Source organism: Streptomyces sp. NPDC047049 (assembly GCF_040643995.1).
GTDB classification, from domain to species: Bacteria; Actinomycetota; Actinomycetes; order Streptomycetales; family Streptomycetaceae; genus Streptomyces; species Streptomyces mooreae.
This window is the reverse complement of the sequence record NZ_JBEYVM010000016.1, coordinates 22,899-42,948: the sequence shown is the minus strand read 5'-3', so window position 1 is coordinate 42,948 and position 20,050 is coordinate 22,899. Positions and strand designations below refer to the sequence as shown.

At 71.4% G+C, this 20,050-nt stretch carries 15 protein-coding genes; 10 read left to right on the top strand and 5 right to left on the bottom strand.

Going from position 1 to position 20,050, the window contains the following annotated elements; translation table 11 throughout:
• The first annotated feature begins 603 nt into the window (after window positions 1-603).
• Together ABZ851_RS27785 and ABZ851_RS27780 are read left to right on the top strand one after the other, a co-directional pair.
• The gene (locus tag ABZ851_RS27785; protein WP_361132910.1) at window positions 604-1,554 is read left to right on the top strand and encodes a hypothetical protein; all 951 of its coding nucleotides are present in this window, start codon (window positions 604-606) and stop codon (window positions 1,552-1,554) included.
• A gap of 227 nt (window positions 1,555-1,781) precedes the next feature.
• Window positions 1,782-3,233, top strand: coding sequence for an amino acid permease (locus ABZ851_RS27780; RefSeq protein WP_311625095.1), 1,452 nt, complete (start codon window positions 1,782-1,784; stop codon window positions 3,231-3,233).
• A gap of 115 nt (window positions 3,234-3,348) precedes the next feature.
• On the opposite strand, the gene ABZ851_RS27775 is transcribed toward ABZ851_RS27780, so the two are convergent.
• The 3 genes from ABZ851_RS27775 to ABZ851_RS27765 form a co-directional block, all read right to left on the bottom strand.
• Window positions 3,349-3,855, bottom strand: coding sequence for a DinB family protein (locus ABZ851_RS27775; protein WP_361132907.1), 507 nt, complete (start codon window positions 3,853-3,855; stop codon window positions 3,349-3,351).
• A gap of 263 nt (window positions 3,856-4,118) precedes the next feature.
• Window positions 4,119-4,310 (bottom strand): hypothetical protein, encoded by a 192-nt coding sequence (locus tag ABZ851_RS27770; protein ID WP_361132903.1) that lies wholly within the window; start codon window positions 4,308-4,310, stop codon window positions 4,119-4,121.
• A gap of 113 nt (window positions 4,311-4,423) precedes the next feature.
• Window positions 4,424-6,859: a SpoIIE family protein phosphatase gene (locus ABZ851_RS27765; RefSeq protein WP_361132900.1), complete on the bottom strand. Its 2,436-nt coding sequence runs from the start codon at window positions 6,857-6,859 to the stop codon at window positions 4,424-4,426.
• A gap of 152 nt (window positions 6,860-7,011) precedes the next feature.
• On the opposite strand from ABZ851_RS27765, the gene ABZ851_RS27760 reads away from it, so the two are divergent.
• Complete coding sequence (locus ABZ851_RS27760) at window positions 7,012-7,791, top strand: VOC family protein (protein ID WP_361132897.1); 780 nt, start codon at window positions 7,012-7,014, stop codon at window positions 7,789-7,791.
• A 150-nt stretch (window positions 7,792-7,941) separates the two neighbouring features.
• On the opposite strand, the gene ABZ851_RS27755 is transcribed toward ABZ851_RS27760, so the two are convergent.
• Entirely contained in the window at window positions 7,942-9,528 is a 1,587-nt protein-coding gene (locus tag ABZ851_RS27755; protein WP_361132894.1) for a S1 family peptidase, read from the bottom strand.
• A gap of 474 nt (window positions 9,529-10,002) precedes the next feature.
• Between ABZ851_RS27755 and tdh the strand changes: the two genes are divergently transcribed.
• From tdh to ABZ851_RS27735, 4 genes are all read left to right on the top strand, one after another.
• Window positions 10,003-11,031, top strand: coding sequence for an L-threonine 3-dehydrogenase (tdh, locus tag ABZ851_RS27750; protein ID WP_361132891.1), 1,029 nt, complete (start codon window positions 10,003-10,005; stop codon window positions 11,029-11,031).
• A gap of 78 nt (window positions 11,032-11,109) precedes the next feature.
• Entirely contained in the window at window positions 11,110-12,303 is a 1,194-nt protein-coding gene (locus tag ABZ851_RS27745; protein WP_176963706.1) for a glycine C-acetyltransferase, read from the top strand.
• A gap of 35 nt (window positions 12,304-12,338) precedes the next feature.
• Window positions 12,339-13,247 (top strand): LysR family transcriptional regulator, encoded by a 909-nt coding sequence (locus tag ABZ851_RS27740; RefSeq protein WP_361132887.1) that lies wholly within the window; start codon window positions 12,339-12,341, stop codon window positions 13,245-13,247.
• 114 nt (window positions 13,248-13,361) lie between these two features.
• Entirely contained in the window at window positions 13,362-14,744 is a 1,383-nt protein-coding gene (locus tag ABZ851_RS27735) for a chloride channel protein (protein WP_361132884.1), read from the top strand.
• Window positions 14,745-14,752: 8 nt separating this feature from the next.
• Here ABZ851_RS27735 and ABZ851_RS27730 read toward each other — a convergent pair whose 3' ends face one another.
• Entirely contained in the window at window positions 14,753-15,799 is a 1,047-nt protein-coding gene (locus tag ABZ851_RS27730; protein ID WP_361132881.1) for a PHP domain-containing protein, read from the bottom strand.
• Between the two features lie 756 nt (window positions 15,800-16,555).
• On the opposite strand from ABZ851_RS27730, the gene ABZ851_RS27725 reads away from it, so the two are divergent.
• The 3 genes from ABZ851_RS27725 (at window position 16,556) to ABZ851_RS27715 (ending at window position 20,050) form a co-directional block, all read left to right on the top strand.
• Window positions 16,556-16,783 carry a type A2 lantipeptide gene (locus ABZ851_RS27725; protein WP_088796277.1) on the top strand — a complete coding sequence of 76 codons (228 nt, stop codon included), beginning with the start codon at window positions 16,556-16,558 and terminating at the stop codon, window positions 16,781-16,783.
• 178 nt (window positions 16,784-16,961) lie between these two features.
• Window positions 16,962-17,768, top strand: a complete 807-nt coding sequence (locus tag ABZ851_RS27720; RefSeq protein ID WP_336051019.1) for an HlyD family efflux transporter periplasmic adaptor subunit — start codon at window positions 16,962-16,964, stop codon at window positions 17,766-17,768.
• Window positions 17,765-20,050, top strand: coding sequence for an NHLP family bacteriocin export ABC transporter peptidase/permease/ATPase subunit (locus ABZ851_RS27715; RefSeq protein ID WP_361132877.1), 2,286 nt, complete (start codon window positions 17,765-17,767; stop codon window positions 20,048-20,050). The genes ABZ851_RS27720 and ABZ851_RS27715 overlap by 4 nt, the downstream gene beginning before the upstream one ends.

Genomic DNA, 20,050 nt, shown 5'->3' with positions numbered 1-20,050 from the left:
TGGCTTCCGGGTGCCCGCTGTTCCGTCGCGCAAGCGCGTCAGAAGTTCATTGAATGTTGATGATTCGGGGCGTCCGTGGCGCGCGGTGCGGGCCCGGTGGTGGTCTGTGTGGTGACGGTGCGGGTGGGTACGGAGCGGGTCACGCCCCCCAGGGGGAGGGGTGCGCCCGCCGGGGCGGGGGCGTGGACGTCGGTCCCGGTCGCCGCGCCACCCCTGCCGGCATGGCTGGAAGCCCTCCGTGAACTGGCCGAGAGTCAGGGGGTGTGCTCGACATCCGGGGCAACGGCGGATACGGAGGGGTAACCGGCGGTGATGTCCGGTTGTGGAGGTGCTGTGGGTATGTGAATATGCCAAATAAATGCGCGGTGATGAACAGGGGCGCAAAACAAGGAGGTTCGGAAGGTTGGCCGAGAAGTTGTTTCCTTTTCAATCTCATCGAGACTAAAAGGTGCGGAACCAGATATTCCAGGCGGCTTGTTTTCGCAGGGAGTTGGGGTGAGTAAGGTGTGGCTCACTGTCACTTGACCGGTGGCAGGGTCCGGCTGAATTCGGCGCGGCCGGAATGTGGTGTGGGGGTGACGCCTTCGTGACCGGGAGGGGACCATGGCGGCCGGCTCTTTCGAGGGACAGTACGTGTGGAGTCCGGCTGCCAATGACCGGGCGCTGGCGGGCGCGTGTATGGATGTGCGGGCCGGACGGTACTTGAGTGCGCACGAAGTTCTGCGGGAAGCCCGCGAGGATTTCGAGGTGCGCGCCCACCGGTCCCTGGTGCTGGCGTCCGTGGCGGCCGACTCGGATCTGGCCGAGCGCTGGCTCGCCGAGGAGCCGGGACCGGAGGCGGCGCTGCTCTGGGCGCGGGTGGCGATGCTCCGTGCGCTGCGTATGGCCGACGCCGGTGACCGGCGGCAGGGCGCGCTGGCCCGGATAGCGCGGTCGGCGTGTGAGCGGGCCGCGAAGCTGCTGCCCGAGGACCCCACGCCCTGGGTGGCGCAACTGGCGCTGACGCGCCTCGACCGCCCGCAGGACCCGGCGCCGCAGGGGCTGCTGACCGCTCCGGCCGGGCCCTGGTACCTCTTCGCCCACATCCTCCGGCTGGACCCCTGGCACCGCGAGGCGCACCACCGCTTCCTGTCCTTCTTCTTCACCCGCTACGGCGGTTCGTCCAGCGCGAGCTGGGACGTTGCCGCGTTCCTGAGCCAGCGGGCGCCCGCGGCCTCGCCGCTGCGGCTGCTGCCGCTGGTGGCGCTGGTCGAGGACTACAACCCGTCCGAACTGCTCGCTGACCACACCTGGGAGCAGCCGCAGTGGGTCTCGGCGGCCATCGGTGTCCACCGGAACTGGTTCCCGCAGGTGGCCGGTTACCGCTTCACGCCGGTGCTGGATCTGGCCTATCTGGCCCACGCGCTGTACATGGCGAAACGCGAATTCGAGGCACGGGAAGTCTTTACGGCCATGGGGCCGTATGCCTCGCGCATGCCCTGGAGTGCATTTGGTGATCCCGAAGAGCAATTGACCAGGGCCAGACGCTCCTGCGGACTGCCCGTACCCCCATGACGGATGATTCCTGAGGAGGCCCGAGCCGTACGGAATGCGGCAACCGCAAAAGGACCGTTCCGCTTCACCCGTCCGGTCACATCGAACCGGCCCATTCTCCCTCCGCCCCTTCCCCCCATTCCCTCAGAAAGGTTGCGGTTGTGTCCGAGCGTACGTCCCCAGCTCGCTCGAAAACCCCCCACGCGGCAGATCCCCTCACCCTCGACGATGACGCCACGCTCCATGCCATGGGCTATCCGCGGAAACTCACCCGCCGATTCCGCGCGTTCGATAATTTCGCCATTTCCTTCACCATTATCAACATCATCTCCGGGATCTTCTCCTCCTTCGGCTTCGGCATGAACGCCGGCGGCCCGCGGATCCTGATCCTCGGCTGGGTCGGTGTGTCGGTCATGGTGCTGTTCGTCGGTGCCGCGATGGGCGAGATCGCCTCCGCCTACCCGACCAGCGGCGCGCTCTACTTCTCGGCCGGCAAGCTGGCCAAGCGGCATCAGGGCGCCTGGTCCTGGTACACGGGCTGGCTGAACTTCGTGGGCCAGGTCGGCGGCACCGCCGCCACCAACTTCGCCGCCGCCACCTTCATCCAGGCGTTCGTCTCCATGCAGTGGCCGTCCTACGAGCCGACACCCCAGCAGACGGTCGGTATCACCGCGGCCATCCTGCTCGTCCAGGCGCTGGCCAACACCTATACGGTGCGGCTGGTTGCCGTGGTGAACCGTATTTCCGTGTGGTGGCTGCTGATCGGCATGGTGGTGATCGTCGGTGCGCTGGCGCTGATCCCCGATCATCACCAACCTCCTTCGTTCGCCCTGCACTTCGTCAACAACACCGGCTTCACTCATGCGTTGTACGGCGGAATGCTGGGTCTGCTCGTCACCAGCTGGACCTTCACCGGGTTCGACGGCAGTTTCCACATGTCTGAAGAAACGGTGAAGGCCACCGTCAATGCTCCCCGGGGCATCATGCGGGCGATCAGTTACTCCGCGATCACCGGACTGATCCTCATGCTCGCCCTGGTGTACGCGATCCGTGACTACGGCCATGCCGCGAGTGCCGAGGCGCCGCCGGTACAGATTCTCGTCGATGCGCTCGGCCAAAGCACCGCCCAGTTCCTGCTGTTGATCGTTATCGGCGCCATGCTCTTCTGCGGTCTCGCCAACATGACCAGCAATACCCGGCAGATCTTTGCCTTCTCCCGGGACGGGGCGATGCCCGGCTCCCGTTGGTGGCATTCGGTGTCCGCGCGCACCCGTACGCCCGTGAAAGCCGTCTGGCTCGCCGCGGCCTGCCCCCTGGTGCTGGTGCTGCCCGGCTGGTGGTCCCACACCGCCTTCACCGCCGTGGTGAGCGTCAATGTCGTCGGCCTGTTCCTCGCCTACGCCGTCCCCATCTTCCTGCGGCTGCGGCTCGACGACTTCCAGGCCGGACCGTGGAACCTCGGCCGCTACGGCAAGCCCGTCGCGGCGGTCGCCGTGGCCTGGATCCTGATCAGCAACGTGCTGTTCATGCTGCCCCAGGCGTCCCCGATCACCCCTGCCTCGTTCAACTACGCGCCCATCGCCCTGGCGGTGGTCCTGGTCATCGCCACCGTCTGGTGGTTCGCCACCGCCCGGCGGCGCTTCCAGGGGCCGGTGAGCTACGGCCGTCCCGATGAAGTTGCCGCGATGGACCTGATCTAAGGCCTGGCCTAGGGACGGCGACCCCACCCCTGGAACATCAGGAAGCCCACCGCCACCGGTCACCGGTGGCGGTGGGCTTTCGCGGAGGGCTCCCTCAGGGGCCCTCAGACTGTCCTCAGGGGCCGACCGTGCCGTCGATGGCCTCGCGGAGGAAGTCCGCATGGCCGTTGTGGCGGGCGTATTCATGGATCAGGTGCAGCATCACCAGGCGCAGGGAGACGTGTTCGCCCCAACGGGGCTGGTAGCCCGTGACATCGAGCGATGCCGCCTCGCGCTCGATGCGGCGGGCGTGTGCCACCTCGGTCTGCCAGGCGTCGAAGGCCTCCTCGCGGGTGGCCGTGGTCGCGTCGTACGCCACCTGGTAGTCACCCTCGGCCGACCAGACGAGCGGTATGTCCTCACCGGCGATCACCCGGCGGAACCAGGTGCGCTCCACCTCTGCCATGTGCCGCACCAGGCCGAGCAGGGAGAGCGCGGACGGCGGGCTCGACCGGCGCCGGAGGTCTTCGTCGGAGAGGCCGTCGGTCTTCATGGCGAGCGTGGCGCGGTGGAAGTCGAGGTAGGACCGGAGGGTCTCCCGCTCGCCTGCGCGGACGGGCGGCGAGATGCGTTCGGTGGGCACGGTGGGGTTCCTTTCCGCGCCGAGTCCCCGAGGATTCGGCGGGTGGGCGGGCCGGCAGGGCTGTGCGGCCCCCAGGGCCGCGGTCGAGGGGATCTTCCCCAGCGCGGGGGGCCGCCGCAAGCGATTTGCCGGAAGGCGCGGTGGCAGAGGGCCGCGGCACCGCTCGCGGGGCGGGCCCACCTCCCTGCCCGGCCCGCTCGGTCAGCCGTCAGCCGTCAGCCGCCGGTCGCCGGCCGTGAGCCGTCAGCCGCAGCCCTCAGCCCTCACGGCAGATACCGCTCGATGGCGCCGGGCCCCTCCTCGGCGATCAGGCGCCTGGCCCATTCCAGGCTTGACGGGGTGGGTTCGCGCCCGGAGGCCTTCACCAGGTCCTCCGGGTCGTAGGGCCGCTCACTACCGGTGTACAGCTCGACCGGGGGCCGCTCGGCCGACGTGTCACTGCCATTGGTCGTCACAGGTCCTCCTCTGTCCGCGCCCGCCGAGTCGCCGGGACCTCGCTTGGTTCCATCATGGGACCGCCTCCGAACACCCGCACGCCATGCGCCCGGCCGATCCCTGCCGGACCTCCTCAGAGCCGTCCGCCGGCCGGGCGCGGGGCACCGGGATAGTCCGGCGGAAACGCCTGTTCCGTCCAGATCGTCTTGCCGTACGGCGTGTAGCGCGTGCCCCAGCGCTGCACCAGCTGCGCGACGATGAACAGCCCCCGCCCGCCCTCGTCGTCGCTGGCGCTGTGCCGCAGATGGGGCGAGGTGTGGCCGGTGTCCGACACCTCGGTCAGCAGGGTCCGGTCGCGCAGCAGCCGCAGGTGCAGCGGCCCCGACGCATGCCGTACGGCGTTGGTGACCAGCTCGCTGACCACAAGTTCCGTCGTGTAGGACAGTTCCGCCAGGCCCCACTCCAGCAGCTGTCCGGTGGCCCGCTCGCGTGCCTTGCCCACCGCGGCCGGCTCGGCGGGCAGTTCCCAGGCCGCCACCTGCCGGGCGTCCAGCTCACGGGTGCGCACCAGCAGCAGGGCCGAGTCATCGACGGCAGGGCCGTCCGGCAGCAGCTCCGCCAGTGTGTGGATGCACAGCTCGTCCAGCGGCCGGCGGTGATCGCTCAGCACCCGGCCCAGGATGGCCAGCCCCTCGTCGACGTCCCGGTCGCGGCCCTCGACCAGTCCGTTGGTGAACAGCGCGATCAGGCTGCCGACCGGCAGCTCGATCTCCAGGGATTCGAACGGCAGGCCCCCGAGGCCCAGCGGCGGACCGGCCGGCAGGTCCGGGAAGTACAGGCCGCCCTCCGCATCGACGACGGCCGGGGGCAGATGCCCGGCCCGCGCCATGGTGCACCGCCGCGACACCGGGTCGTAGACCGCGTAGAGGCAGGTCACGCCGGTGGCCACATCATCCGGGCCGGCGTCCGTGCCGACCGTGGCGGCCTGCTCCTCCGCGGTCTGTCCCACCAGGTCGTCCAGCCGGCTCAGCAGTTCGTCGGGGGACAGGTCCAGCCGGGCCAGGGCGCGTACGGTCGTCCGCAGCCGCCCCATCGTCACCGCCGCCTGGAGGCCGTGGCCGACCACGTCCCCGACGACCAGGCCGACCCGGGTGCCCGACAGGCCGATGACGTCGAACCAGTCGCCGCCGACTCCGGCCCGCTCGTCGCTCGGCAGGTAGCGGTAGGCGAGATCGACGGCGGACTGGGCCGGGAGGTGCTGCGGCAGCAGATTGCGCTGCAGGGTCAGCGCGGCGGTGTGCTCCCGGGTGAAGCGGCGGGCGTTGTCCAGGCACACCGCCGTCCGGATGACCAGCTCGTCGGCGAGTTCGATCTCCCCTTTGTCGAAGACCGACGGGTCGGCACGCAGGAAGGTGACCAGCCCCATCAGGGTGCCGCCGGCCCGCAGGGGCACGACCATGGTGCCCTCCTCGCGCACCGTGCCGCCGGAGGACAGGCTGCGGTACTGCAGCGAGCCGGGCGGGTACTCGATGCGGTGCGGGCCCTGCAGCGGACCGTCCGGGGCGTCATCGGCGGTGCGGGTGGCCACCCGCACCAGGGCCGGCAGGGTGCCGTCGACGGCGTCCGGCTCCCCGCCGTGCAGCACGGACCGCATCAGGTCGACGATGACCGTGGAGGCGAAGGCCGGCACCGCCACCTTGGTGATCTCACGTGCGGTGACGGTCATATCGAGCGTGGTGCCGATCCGGGCGCCGGCCTCCACCAGCAGGTTCAGCCGGCGCTGCGCCTGGTAGCGGCCGCTGATGTCGAAGGCGTCCTCGCACACCCCGAGCACCCGGCCCTGGGCGTCCTGCAGCCGGTAGTAGGAGCAGGACCAGACGTGATCGGACCCCGGGGCGGCGGGCTGCTGGCCGACGAAGTGCAGATCGAGGACCGGTTCGCCGGTGTCGAGGACCTGCCGCATCACCGCGTCGAGGGTGCGCGGATACCCCTCGGTCACAAACTCGCCGTCCGGGTACAGCTCATCGGCCCGGGCGCCGAGGAACTCGTCCACCGGCAGGCCGATCTCCCGGGTGTACGCGCCGTTCGCCCAGATCAGCCGCAGTTCGGTGTCATAGATGCCCAGGCCCACCGGAGACTGGGTGGCCAGACCGTGCAACATCGCCTGGCGGGACTCCCACATCCGGTGCTCGTCCAGCCCGGCCGCCACCAGGACACGGGCCGGCTGCGTACCGGCGGTCCCGGTCACCTCGGCGACCCCGCGGACGTCGGCGAGCGGGCAGCTCGTGACGGCCATCCGCAGCATCCGGCCGTCACGGTGCCGCAACGTGTGCGCCTGGCTGCCGCTCGGGGAGGCTTCGGACGCGGGGGAGGCCGGTGCCGGACCGGCCGGTCCCAGCGTCTCCACGGGGCGCCCGATGATCTCCTCCGGGGTGTACCCCAGGAGCCGCTGGGCCGCCGGGCTCCACCCGATGATGCGGTCCTGGGCGTCCAGAACCGCTGTGGCCGCCCTGGTGACGTCGAGGGGACCACGGAAATCGGCGCTCTCCGCCGCGTTCCATGCGTTCATGGCATCAACCCAGCCCGGTTCAGTATTTACAGCATCGAGCCTGATCAAGAGCGGCACAACTGCGCTGCCCGCCGGGGGACGCGCCCTTGGTGCGGCCCTGCCCCGTCGCTGGCAGAGTGGGAAGGGGCGCTGAGCAACAGGAGGCAGATGTCATGTCGGCCCATGGCCCGGCCACTCCGGTACGTGGCGCTCCGTGCTGGGTCAGTCTGATGGCGCGCGATCTGGAATCCGCGCAGGATTTCTACTCCGCCGTCCTGGGCTGGCGGTTCCGCCCGGCCAGCCTCGGTGAGGAGTTCTCCGTCGCGGTGGCCGACGGACAGCCGGTCGCCGGCATCGGTGCCCTCGCCCAGAGCTTTCAGGTCGCCGTGGCCTGGACCTCCTACTTCGCGGTGGAGAACGCCGACGACACCGCGGACCGGATCCGCGAGCGCGGGGCGACCGTCGCCGTCGGACCGCTCAAGCTCGGCCCCGGACGCGCCGCCCTCGCCGCCGACCCCGACGGCGCCACCTTCGGCTTCTGGGAGGGCCAGACCCTGGCGTGGTCGGTCGGCCGCGGCGCCGCCCCCGCCCTGCTCGAACTGCGCACCCGGGACGGCTTCGCGGCCGCCATCTTCTACGCGGAGGTCTTCGGCTGGGCCTCCGGGGAGCCGGGCGGCTGCGATGTGACCTACGAACACGACCAGGTCCTCGTCCGGGACGGTCAGCACACCGTCGCCACCCTGCGGGGCGGCGCCGTGGAGTCCGCCCCGGACCCGCGGGTGCGTCCCCGCTGGCACGTCCACTTTCCGGTCCGCGAGATCGAGAAGGTGACGGCCGCCGCGGTGGCCGCCGGCGGAACCGTCACCCCCGTGACGCCGACCCCGGACGGCAAGGGCCAACAGGCCGTCATCCGTGACCCGGACGGCGGTCTCTTCACCGTCGTCTCTTACTGAGGCCTGAGGCCCCGTTCTGGCCCGAGGCCCGTCCGGTTTACGGCTCGCACGCTCAACGGCCCCGCCCGCCTGCGCAGTTGCAGGGGACGGGGCCGAGGCACAGAGGGGATCCCGGGGCTCAGGGGATCAAGGGGCGCAAGGGCCCGGAGGTCAGTTCAGGCCGTCACCGCTGCCGCCGGCTCCCGGGTCCTGGGCGCCCGTACCGGGGTCCTGGGCACCGGCACCGGCGTCTCCCGCGCCCGCGCTTCCGGCGTCCCCGGCACCGGCGCTTCCGGCACCGGCGTCGCCGGCCCCGGCGCCACCCGCTGCCGCGTCGCTGCCACCGGCCGCTGCGTCACCGCCGCCTGCTGCCGCGTCACCGCCACCGGCCGCGGCACCGCCGCCGCCTGCTGCCGCGCCGCCCGCGGCCGCGTCACCGCCGCCCGCGCCGCCGCCCCCGGCGCCGATCTCGGCTCCCGTGGCCTTGAGCGCGTCGGTGACCGGCTGGAAGAAGGTCTCGCCGCCCGCGGTGCAGTCGCCGCTGCCGCCGGAGGTCAGCCCGACCGCCGAGTCGCCGGAGAACATCGCGCCGCCGCTGTCGCCGGGCTCCGCGCAGACATCGGTCTGTATGAGGCCGTTGACGATGTCGCCGTTGCCGTAGTTCACCGTCGCATCGAGGCCGGTGACCGTGCCGTCGTGCAGGCCGGTGGTGCTGCCCGAGCGCTGCACCTTCATCCCGACGGCGGCCTCCGCGGCCTTGGTGATCTCCTTGGTGCTGCCGTTCCCGAGGTCGACCGCGCTCTCCGGCTTCGCGCCGGCGTCGTCGTACTTGACCAGTGCGAAGTCGGTCTTCGGGAACTTGGAGTCGGCCACCGTGCCCAGCGGCTGGCTGCCGCCCTGGTCGGCCGTCCAGGTCTTGGAGTCGTTGCCGCAGTGACCGGCCGTCAGGAACGCCGGTGCGCCCTTGACCGTGACATTGAAACCCAGCGAGCAGCGTGCGTTGCCGCCGAAGATGGCGCTGCCGCCGACCGGCCCCGCGGCCTGCCCGCCACCGGCTCCACCGGCTCCACCGGCCCCGCCGTCACCTCCGGCACCGCCCGCGGCCTGACCGCCGCCGCCTGCCGCTCCGGCATTGCCGCCGCCCGCGGCGCCCGCGTTACCGCCGCCCGCCGCTCCGGCGTTACCGGCACCGCCCGCTGCCTGCCCGCTGCCGGCCGCGCTCCCCGCGTTCCCGCCGTCGTACCGCTTGAACTCGCCCTGAGACCGCTTGACGGTGACCATGCCTGCGCCCATGCCACTCGTGGCCTTGTTGAGCGTGGCCATCTTTGCGCCGGTAACGGTTCTGTCGGCGAGCACCACGATCTTGTTGGTCTTCGGGTCGATCGACCACGCGGTGCCGGGCACCGAGGCGGAGTCCCGCAGGGTCTTCGCGCCGGCCTTCAGCGCGGTCATGCTGTTGTGCACGACCTTGGCGACGGCTCCCTTGGCCGTGACGCTCTTGGCGTCGTCCTCCGACAGCACGTTCATGACCAGGTGGCCGTTCGCGCTGTCCAGGTACCAGCCGGCGCCCTTGTCGCCCAGGTCCGCCTTCAGGGACGCCGCCAGCTGCGTGGCGGAGTGGGCGCTGAGTGTCTTCGGGGCCGCCGGCTGGTCCGTGCTCGCGTTGGCGTTGGGGAGCAGGATCGCCGCGGCCGCAATGGCGGCCGCGGCGGCGCCGACGACCACGCCGGTCCGCTTGTTCACATGTCGGTGGCTCAATTCACTGACCTCCAGGGACGCACAGGAACGAGGCACACGGGCGACCGCGGTGCGTCGCGTCAGCACCCGTGTGTTGCTGCCACTCAGTCCTACGTAGCCCCGTGCATCCGGGTCTCACGGCCACTCAAGCTGTGATGAATTCCGACGCTTGCGGTGGCGAACGTTTACACTCCCGCACCGGTCGCGCGGCCCTCGGCACCCTCCCGGGCGAGCTGCCCGATCGCCTCACCCGGACCACCGGCACCGCCCCCGAGCTGCGCATTCGTCGGCGCGGCCGGCCTTGCGCGGTGCGTGACCGCCCTCACCTCCGCGGCTGTGCACCCCGGTGCCCATGGGGCGTAAAGGGCAACTGTGACCGTGCTTAAGAAATCCTCGATGGACCGGGCGGCCGTCGTAGGGAAGATTTCCTGACGAAGATCGGGTGGCCGGGGACGGCACCCGGCAGGGTCACACTCAGGTACGGGAGCCGTTGCGGTGAAGGCACTGGTCAAGCAGAAAGCGGAGCCGGGTCTCTGGCTCATGGACGTGCCGGAGCCGGCCGTCGGCCCGGGGGATGTCCTGATCAAGGTGCTGCGTACCGGCATCTGCGGCACCGATCTGCACATCCGCGCATGGGACGGCTGGGCCCAGCAGTCCATCGGCACCCCGCTGACGATCGGTCATGAATTCGTCGGTGAGGTGGTGGCGACCGGCCGCGATGTGGCCGAGGTCAAGACCGGCGATCTGGTGAGCGGCGAGGGCCACCTCGTCTGCGGCAAGTGCCGCAACTGTCTGGCCGGCCGCCGCCATCTGTGCCGCGCCACCGTCGGTCTCGGCGTCGGCCGGGACGGCGCGTTCGCCGAGTACGTGGCGCTGCCCGCCACCAATGTGTGGGTGCACCGCGTCCCCGTCGACCTCGATATCGCCGCCGTCTTCGACCCCTTCGGCAACGCCGTGCACACCGCGCTGTCGTTCCCGCTGGTCGGCGAGGACGTACTGATCACCGGCGCCGGGCCGATCGGCATCATGGCCGCCGCCGTCGCCCGGCATGCCGGCGCCCGCAATGTCATGATCACGGACGTCAGCGAGGCGCGCCTCGCACTGGCCCGCAAGGTCGGGGTCAGCCTCGCCCTCGATGTCGCCGAGTCGGCCATCGCCGACGGGCAGCGCGAACTCGGTCTGCGCGAGGGCTTCGACATCGGACTGGAGATGTCCGGCCGGCCCGAGGCGATGCAGGACATGATCGCCAACATGACGCACGGCGGCCGGATCGCCGTCCTCGGCCTGCCCGCCGAACAGTTCCCCGTGGACTGGTCGCGGATCGTCACCTCCATGATCACGATCAAGGGCATCTACGGCCGGGAGATGTTCGAGACCTGGTACGCGATGTCCGTACTGCTCGAAGGCGGTCTCGACCTCGCGCCGGTGATCACCGGCCGCTATGCGTACGAGGACTTCGACGCCGCCTTCGACGACGCCGCCAGCGGCCAGAGCGGCAAGATCATCCTCGACTGGACCACCTGAGCACTTCCCTCCGGCCTCCGCCCCGGCGCGCCCCTTCGCACCGCGCGCCCGCTTCCCCGACTCTTGGAGACACCCCTGATGTTCGACTCCGTACGCGATGAACTGCGCGGCACCCTCGACGAGATCCGCGCCGCCGGCCTGCACAAGCCCGAGCGGGTCATCGGTACCCCGCAGTCCGCCACCGTCGCGGTCACCGCGGGGGGCAACCCCGGCGAGGTCCTCAACTTCTGCGCCAACAACTACCTCGGCCTCGCCGACCACCCCGAGGTCGTCGCGGCCGCCCACGAAGCGCTCGACCGCTGGGGCTACGGCCTCGCCTCGGTCCGCTTCATCTGCGGCACCCAGGAGGTCCACAAGGAGCTGGAGCAGCGGATCTCCGGCTTCCTCGGCCAAGAGGACACCATCCTCTACTCCTCCTGCTTCGACGCCAACGGCGGTGTCTTCGAGACCCTGCTCGGCCCGGACGACGCGGTCATCTCCGACGCCCTCAACCACGCCTCCATCATCGACGGCATCCGCCTGTCCAAGGCCCGCCGCTTCCGCTACGCCAACCGCGACATGGCCGATCTGGAACGCCAGCTGAAGGAGGCCGGCAGCGACGGCCGCAAGCTTGTCGTCACCGACGGCGTGTTCTCCATGGACGGCTACGTGGCGCCGCTGCGCGAGATCTGCGACCTGGCCGACCGCTACGGCGCCATGGTGATGGTCGACGACTCGCACGCGGTCGGCTTCGTCGGCCCCGGCGGCCGCGGCACCCCCGAGCTCCATGACGTCATGGACCGGGTCGACATCATCACCGGCACCCTCGGCAAGGCCCTCGGCGGCGCCTCCGGCGGCTATGTCGCGGCCCGCGCCGAGATCGTCGCCCTGCTGCGCCAGCGCTCGCGCCCGTACCTCTTCTCCAACTCGCTCGCCCCGGTGATCGCCGCCGCCTCGCTGAAGGTGCTCGACCTGCTGGAGTCGGCCGGCGACCTGCGCGAGCAGCTGCACGCCAACACCGCCCTGTTCCGCTCGCGGATGACCGAGGAGGGCTTCGACGTTCTCCCGGGCGACCACGCCATCGCCCCCGTCATGATCGGCGACGCGGCCGAGGCGGCCCGGATGGCGGAGCTGCTGCTGGAGCGGGGCGTCTACGTCATCGGCTTCTCCTACCCGGTGGTCCCGCAGGGCCAGGCACGGATCCGCGTACAGCTGTCCGCCGCCCACTCCACCGCGGACGTCCACCGCGCGGTCGACGCCTTCGTCGACGCGCGGTCCGCGCTGGGCGCCTGACGCCCCGCACCGGCGGGGCCTGCGAAACTGGGAGCATGATCGAAGCACGACGGCTGCACATCCTCCGTGCGGTGGCCGACCACCGAACGGTCACCGCCGCGGCCGCCGCGCTCTACCTCACGCCCTCGGCGGTCTCCCAGCAGCTCGCCGCCCTGGAAACGGAGACCGGCCACCGACTGGTGGAACGCAGCGCCCGCGGCGTCCGGCTGACCGCCGCGGGCGACATCCTGCTCGCCCACGCCAATGCCGTCCTCGCCCAGCTGGAGCGCGCCGAGTCCGAGCTCGCCGCCTACGGCTCGGGTGAGGCCGGCACGGTCACCGTCGCGGCCTTCGCCACCGGCATCGGCCTGGTCGTCGCGCCCGCGCTCACCGCGCTCACCCGCACCGCCCCCGGCATCCGGGTCCGCGTCCAGGACGCCGAGGGCGACGCCAGCCTGCTGATGGTCCTGGACCGGCAGGTGGATGTGGCGGTCGCCGTCGAATACCGGGGCGCGCCCCGCGCCGACGACCCGCGGCTGACCCGGGTCCCGCTCTACGCCGAGCCGTTCGACGCCGTGCTGCCGCCCGGCCACCGCCTGGCCGGCCTGCCGCAGGTGGCCCTGGCCGATCTCGCCGAGGACCCCTGGATCGGCCCCTACCTCGGCAACCCCTGCCATGATGTGGTCGTCCTGGCCTGCGAATACGCCGGTTTCGAGCCCCGGCTGGAGCATTCCTCCGACGACTTCCGGGCCGTCGTCGCCCTCGCCTCGGCCGCCGCGGGGGTGGCCCTCGTCCCCCGCTCGGCCCTGCGCGACATGGACCTCACGGGCGTGGTGGTCCGCCCCGTCGACGATGTCGCCCCGACCCGCCGGGTCTTCGCCGCCGTACGCCGCGGTGCCGAGGAACACCCGTTGCTCCGCCCGGTGCTGGCCGCCCTCAAGGAGACCGCGGCGCCGCAGGGGTGAGGCCACTGCGCGGCCCGTTCACCCGGATGGCCATGCCCGCGAGGACGCGCCCGGCATGCCGTGGCGGACCGGCCGTGACAGGCTCGGCACGGCGGCGGCGAGGGAGGCGAGGCGATGTCAGCCGGCTCCACCGGCCCGGCGGGCGAGACGCCCGCCACCGTGTCCCGGGATCCCTACGCCCTGGTGCGCACCCGCGGCTATCTGAAGCTCCTGCTGGTGGCGGCGGTGGTCGGCTTCCCGGTCTGCGCCGTCGCGTTCGGCTTCCTCGCGCTGGTGCACGAGCTGGAACCACTGATCTACACGGACCTGCCGCGGGCGCTGGGCCTGGCCGGGACACCCCTGTGGTGGCCGGTCCCGATGCTCGTGGTCGCCGGCCTGCTGGTCGGCCTGGCCATCCGTCACCTGCCGGGCAGCGGCGGCCATGAACCGGCCGACGGGCTGGCGCTCAGCGGTGCGCCCCCGCTCTCCGCGCTCCCCGGCATCGTGTTCGCTGCGCTGGCCTCCCTCAGCTTCGGTGCGGTGCTCGGCCCCGAGGCGCCGCTCATCGCGCTCGGCGGCGGGCTGGCCGTGGGCGCCGCGCGGCTGCTGGGCCGGGGCCTGAACGCCCAGAGCGTCGCCGCGGTGGGCGCCGCGGGCAGCTTCGCGGCGGTGAGCGCACTGCTCGGCTCCCCGCTGCTGGGCGCGTTCCTCCTGATGGAGGTGGTGGGGCTGGGCGGCCCGATGCTGGGGATGCTGCTGGTGCCCGGCCTGCTGGCGTCGGGGATCGGTGCGCTGGTCTTCACCGGGCTGGGGGACTGGACCGGACTCGGTACGTACTCCCTCGCGCTGCACGATGTCCCCCGGGCCGCCCAGCCAACGGTGCCGGAGTTCGGCTGGGCCCTGGTCATCGGCGTGGCCGCGGCCTTGGCCGCGGCCGGCGTACGGCGGCTCTCGCTGTTCCTCAAGGGGCGGGTGGTCCGCCACCGGGTCCCGGCCACGATGGTGATGGGCCTGGTGGTGGGCGTGTTGGCGGTGGTGTTCGCCGCGGTCACCGGCAAGCCCGCCACCGAGCTGCTCTACTCGGGCCAGTCGGCGCTGGGGTCGCTGTTCCGGGACAGCGCGGGCTACTCGGTGGCGGCGCTGCTGCTGCTCATCGTGTGCAAGGGCCTGGCGTACTGCGCCTCGCTGAGCGCCTTCCGGGGCGGGCCCATCTTCCCCGCGCTGTTCCTCGGCGCGGCCGGCGGCGTCGTGCTGGCCCACCTGCCCGGCCTCTCGCTCACCCCGGCCTTCGCAATGGGCGTGGGCGCCATGTGTGTGGCGATGCTCCGGCTGCCGATGACGTCGGTGCTGCTGGCCACCCTGCTGCTGGGGAAGAGCGGGCTCACGGTGATGCCGCTGGTGATCGTCGCCGTGGTCGTCGCCTATGTCGTGGCGCTGCGGCTCACCCCCGCCACCGGCGCACAGGCCGGCGGCGCTCCGGCCACCGGCGCTCCTGCCCCCGCGCCGCACACCGCCTGACGGCCCGCTCAGGCCGGCCCGGAGGCACGTCGCGGCGTCCGGCCGGTCCGGGTCCAGGTGGCCAACTGGCGCTGCGTCCAGGTGTTGATGACCCGGTCGGCAGGTACGCCGCACTCCTCGGCGCGGGCGCAGCCGTAGATCTGCCAGTCCAGCTGGCCCGGCGCATGGGCGTCGCTGTCGATGGCGAAGAGCGTGCCCGCCGCGAGCGCCTGGCCAAGCAGCCGGCGCGGCGGATCGAGGCGGTCGGGACGGCAGTTGATCTCGACGGCCGTACGGTGCTCGGCGCAGGCCGCGAACACCTCGGCGGCGTCGAACTGCGACTCCGGACGCAGCTTGCCGGTGATCTGCCGTCCGGTGCAGTGGCCGAGCACGTCCACCAGCGGGTTGCGGACCGCGGCCAGCAGCCGACGGGTCATCGGCGCCTTGTCCATCCGCAGCTTGGAGTGCACCGAGGCGACCACCACGTCCAACCGGTCCAGCAGCTCCGGCTCCTGGTCGAGGGTGCCGTCGTCGAGGATGTCGCACTCGATGCCGGTCAGCAGCCGGAACGGCGCCAGCCGCTGGTTGACCTCCGCCACCAGCGACAGCTGCCGGCGCAGCCGGTCGGCGGTCAGTCCCCGGGCCACGGTGAGCCTGGGGGAGTGGTCGGTCAGCACACACCAGGCGTGCCCGAGGTCGCGGGCGGCGCGGGCCATGGCCTCGACCGGGCTGCCGCCGTCCGACCAGTCCGAGTGCAGATGGCAGTCACCGCGCAGCGCCCGCCGGAGCCGCTGCCCCAGCTCGCCCTCGACCAGCGGTCCGCCCGCTTCCTCCTCCAGCTGTGACAGGTAGACGGGCCGTACCCCGGCGAACGCTTCCTCGACCACCCGGGTGGTCTTCGGGCCCAGCCCCTTGACCTGCCCCAGCGAACCGTCCAGGGCGCGCTGCCGCGCCTCGTCGGGGGACAGCGCGCCGACCGCCGTCGCGGCCGTGCGGAACGCCTGGACGCGGTAACTCACCGCCCCCTGCCGCTCCAGCAGGAACGCGATCCGCTCCAGCGCCTCGACGGGGTCCACGCACGGCTCCTTCCCGGGGCGCCGGCCCCGCGGTGTCCTTTCACGGTGCCGTACGAGGCGGGCGGCTGCCACCGGGCTGTCGGCGGCGCCCTTCAAAATCGCCCATTACCGACGGTTCCGAAGGCGCGGCGATATGCGGGTATGTCCGTTCTCTGGTCACTCGATCCGTTTCCAGGGAATGGGGCAGGTATAGTTCCGATGATTCCGTTCCATGCGTGCAACTCACCCGATGCCGCCCATGAGTTCCGGGCGAATCGGGCACATTTCATGCCTCTGCAACATTCGGAGCGGCCCGCCCGGGGTGTGCTCCCGAGTTTCGTGACCGTGCTGTGCTCAGGTGCCGTAAAAATTGTCGGCCTTCAAGGAATCTGCACACCGAAAGCGCAGTCGGCACATGGTCTCCGGTGGCCAATCCCCACGCTGACCTGCGGATCAATGGTTTGGTGCGGGAATGTCCAGTTCGCCGAACGATCAGTTACCGATGAGTTGAAAGTGAAACTGGAGAACCTGTGAAGAAGCTGCCACCAAGTCATGGATGCGCGTGCACTTCCGGTAATTCAGTGGGGCGTTGGGGTCCGGATCAGCGGTTCTCCGATTAGCAGCGCAACGCGCCCGCGTGCTTTGATCCTTCGCACCGCGGGAGTCACACCATCGGTTCCCGATTTCGGGTACCCGACTGCCGCAGCCGCGGCCGGACCACCCCACCGGACGGTTCGGGCGCAGCATTTTTCGAGATATTCATCGAAGGGAAACACCATGAACTCCATCCCCCAGGTTCAGACCCAGGAAATCTCCGACGCCGACCTGGACAACGTGTCCGGTGGCCTCCTCAACGGCGTGGTCGGCACCGCCACCAACACCGTTGACTCCATCGCCCCGGTCTCGGGCGCCGTGGGCACCGCCACCGGCCTGGTCGACGGCGCCACCGGCGTCAACGCCTCGGGCATCGCCAACACCGCCACGGGCCTGGTCTCCGGTCTCTGAGCCGCTTCTGTGCCGCTGAGCGGCACAGTCGCCTTTGAACGGTGACAACGGCAGGTCGGCGCCCCCTCCTTGCCGACATGCCGGGCCGCGTGCCCCGGATCCCTGGCTGTGCCCGGGACCGGGGCGCACGGCCGCCGCCACCCGTCTGACAGACCATTGCAGTTGAGGGAAGAGTGTCGTGCAGTTCCGCCAACAGGCCCTTTCCAAGCTGCAGTCGCCCGAGGAAATCGATCTTCCGGTGCGCTTCGCCCGCCCCCAGGGCTGGCTCGTGCTCACCGTCACGGTCCTCTTCGTGATCGCCGCGTCCATATGGGCGGTGACCGGAACCGTGTCGTCCACCCTCGGCGCGCCCGGCATCCTCACCCACGGGCAGGGCAGTTACATCCTGCAGAGCCCCGTATCGGGCCAGGTCACCGCCGTGCTCGCCCAAGAGGGCAAGCGGGTGGCCGCCAACACCCCGGTGCTGAAGGTCCGCACCGCCCGGGGCACCACCGTCGTCCGCACGCTCGCCGCCGGCCGGCTGACCACGATGGTCGCCACGATCGGCTCCGTCGTCACCACCGGCGCCGATGTCGCCTCCGTGGAGCGCGTCGCCCATGCCCGCGACCCCCTGACGGCCACGCTGTACGTCCCGGCCCAGAGCGGCGCCTCCGTCCCCGTCGGCGCGTCCGTCGACCTCACCGTCCAGTCCGTGCCGAGCCAGCAGTACGGCGTCCTGCGCGGGCGGGTCAAGGCCGTCGGCAGGACCGCCCAGACCCGCCAGCGGATCGGCGCCTACCTGGGCAACAGCCAGCTCGGCGAGCAGTTCTCGCAGCACGGCCAGCCCCTCGCGGTCCTGGTACAGCTCGACGCCGCCCCGCACAACGCGTCCGGCTACGCCTGGTCGGCCTCCGGCGGCCCGCCGTACGCCCTCGACTCGATGACGCCCGCCACCGGCGCCGTCCACCTGGCCGCGCAGCACCCGATCGATTGGCTGCTGCCATGACCGCCCCCGAAGACTCCGCTGCCCCGCAGCAGCAGCTGCCGCCTCCCGGGCGCGGCCGGCACCGTCCCGAGCCCGCGCCCGGCGCCCGCCGCACCCGCCGTGCCGCGCCCGCCCCGAAGACCGGGAAGACGAAGACCGTACGCACTCCCACCGTCCTCCAGATGGAGGCCGTGGAGTGCGGCGCCGCCTCGCTGGCCATGGTGCTCGCCCACTTCGGGCGGCACGTACCGCTGGAGGAGCTGCGGATCGCCTGCGGCGTCTCCCGCGACGGCTCGCGCGCCAGCAATCTGCTCAAGGCCGCCCGCAGCTACGGCCTGCAGGCCAAGGGCATGCAGATGGAACCGTCCGCGCTCGCCGAGGTGCAGGCGCCGGCCATCCTGTTCTGGGAGTTCAACCACTACGTCGTCTACGACGGCACCAGCCGCCGCTTCGGCCGCCGGGGCGTCCGCATCAACGACCCCGACAAGGGCCGCCGCTTCGTGCCGACCGAGGACTTCGACACCAGCTTCACCGGTGTCGCCCTGGTCTTCGAGCCCGGCGAGGACTTCCGCAAGGGCGGCCGCAAGCCCGGCGTGCTCGGCGCCGTGCCCGCCCGGATGCGCGGCACCACCGGCACCCTGCTGGCCGCGCTGCTCGCCAGCCTGCTGCTGGTCGCGGTCGGCGCGGCGGTGCCCGCGCTGAGCCGTACGTACATCGACATGTTCCTGATCGGCAACCAGACCTCGCTGCTGGGGCCGCTCTTCGCGTCGATGGCCGCGATGGTCGCGCTGACCGCCGTCCTGACCGGCCTGCAACAGGCGAACCTGCTGCGCGGCCGCATCATCTCCTCCACCCTGACCAGCGCCCGCTTCCTGCGCCACCTGCTCAGACTCCCGGTCACCTTCTTCGCCCAGCGCAGCCCGGCCGACCTGGTCCAGCGGCTGCAGTCCAACGACGCGGTCGCCGAAACCCTGGCGCGCGACCTCGCCGCCGCGGGCGTGGACGGGATCGTGGTCATCCTCTACGCCTTCCTGCTGTGGACCTACGACCCCCAGCTGACGGTCATCGGCGTGGGCATCGCGCTGCTCAACGTGGTCGCCATGCGGATCGTGATCCGGCTGCGGGCCACCCACACGCAGAAGCTGCGCGCCGACACCGCCCGGCTGACCAACACCTCCTACACCGGTCTGCAGCTCATCGAGACGATGAAGGCCACCGGCGGGGAGAACGGCTACTTCCGCCGCTGGGCCGGCCAGCACGCCACCACGCTGGAGGTGCAGCAGCGCCTCGGGGTGCCGAGCGCCGCGCTGGCTGTCGTCGCGCCCACCCTGGCCACGCTCAACAGCGCCCTGATCCTGTGGATCGGCGGCCTGCGGGCGGTCGAGGGCCATATCTCCATCGGTCTGCTGGTCGCCTTCCAGGCGCTGGTGACCCGCTTCACCGCGCCCATCACCCGGCTCAACGGGGTCGCTGGCCGCATCCAGGACTTCGCCGCCGACGTGGCCCGCCTCAAGGACGTCGAGAGCTTCCCCGTCGACACCCTCTACTCGCGCCCCGAGCCGGACGCCGACACCCGCCGCCTCAAGGGCCATGTGACGCTGGAGGACATCACCTTCGGCTACAGCCCGCTGGACAAACCGCTGCTCACCGGCTTCTCCCTGGCCGTCGGCCCCGGCCGGCAGGTCGCCCTCGTCGGCGGCTCCGGCAGCGGCAAGTCCACCGTCTCCCGGCTGATCTCCGGCCTCTACAGCCCCTGGGAAGGCACCATCCGCATCGACGGACAGCGCCTGGAGGACCTCTCGCGCAGCGCGCTGGCCGCCTCCGTGTCCTTCGTCGACCAGGACATCTTCCTCTTCGAGGGCACAGTCAGGGACAACGTGGCGCTGTGGGACCCGTCCATCCCGGACGACGCGGTCATCACCGCCCTCCAGGACGCCGCGCTCTACGACGACGTGATCGCCCGTCGCCCCGACGGCATCTACAGCCGCGTCGAACAGGACGGCCGCAACTTCTCCGGCGGCCAGCGCCAGCGGCTGGAGATCGCCCGCGCACTGGTCCGGCGCCCCAGCATCCTGGTCCTCGACGAGGTCACCAGCGCCCTGGACGCGCAGACCGAGCAGACCATCATGGACAACCTGCGGCGGCGCGGCTGTGCCTGCGTCGTCATCGCCCACCGGCTGAGCACGGTCCGCGACAGCGACGAGATCGTGGTCCTCGACCACGGCGTGGTCGTCGAACGTGGCCGGCACGAGAACCTGGTCGCCGCCGGGGGCCCGTACGCCGAGCTGGTCAAGGAGCACTGA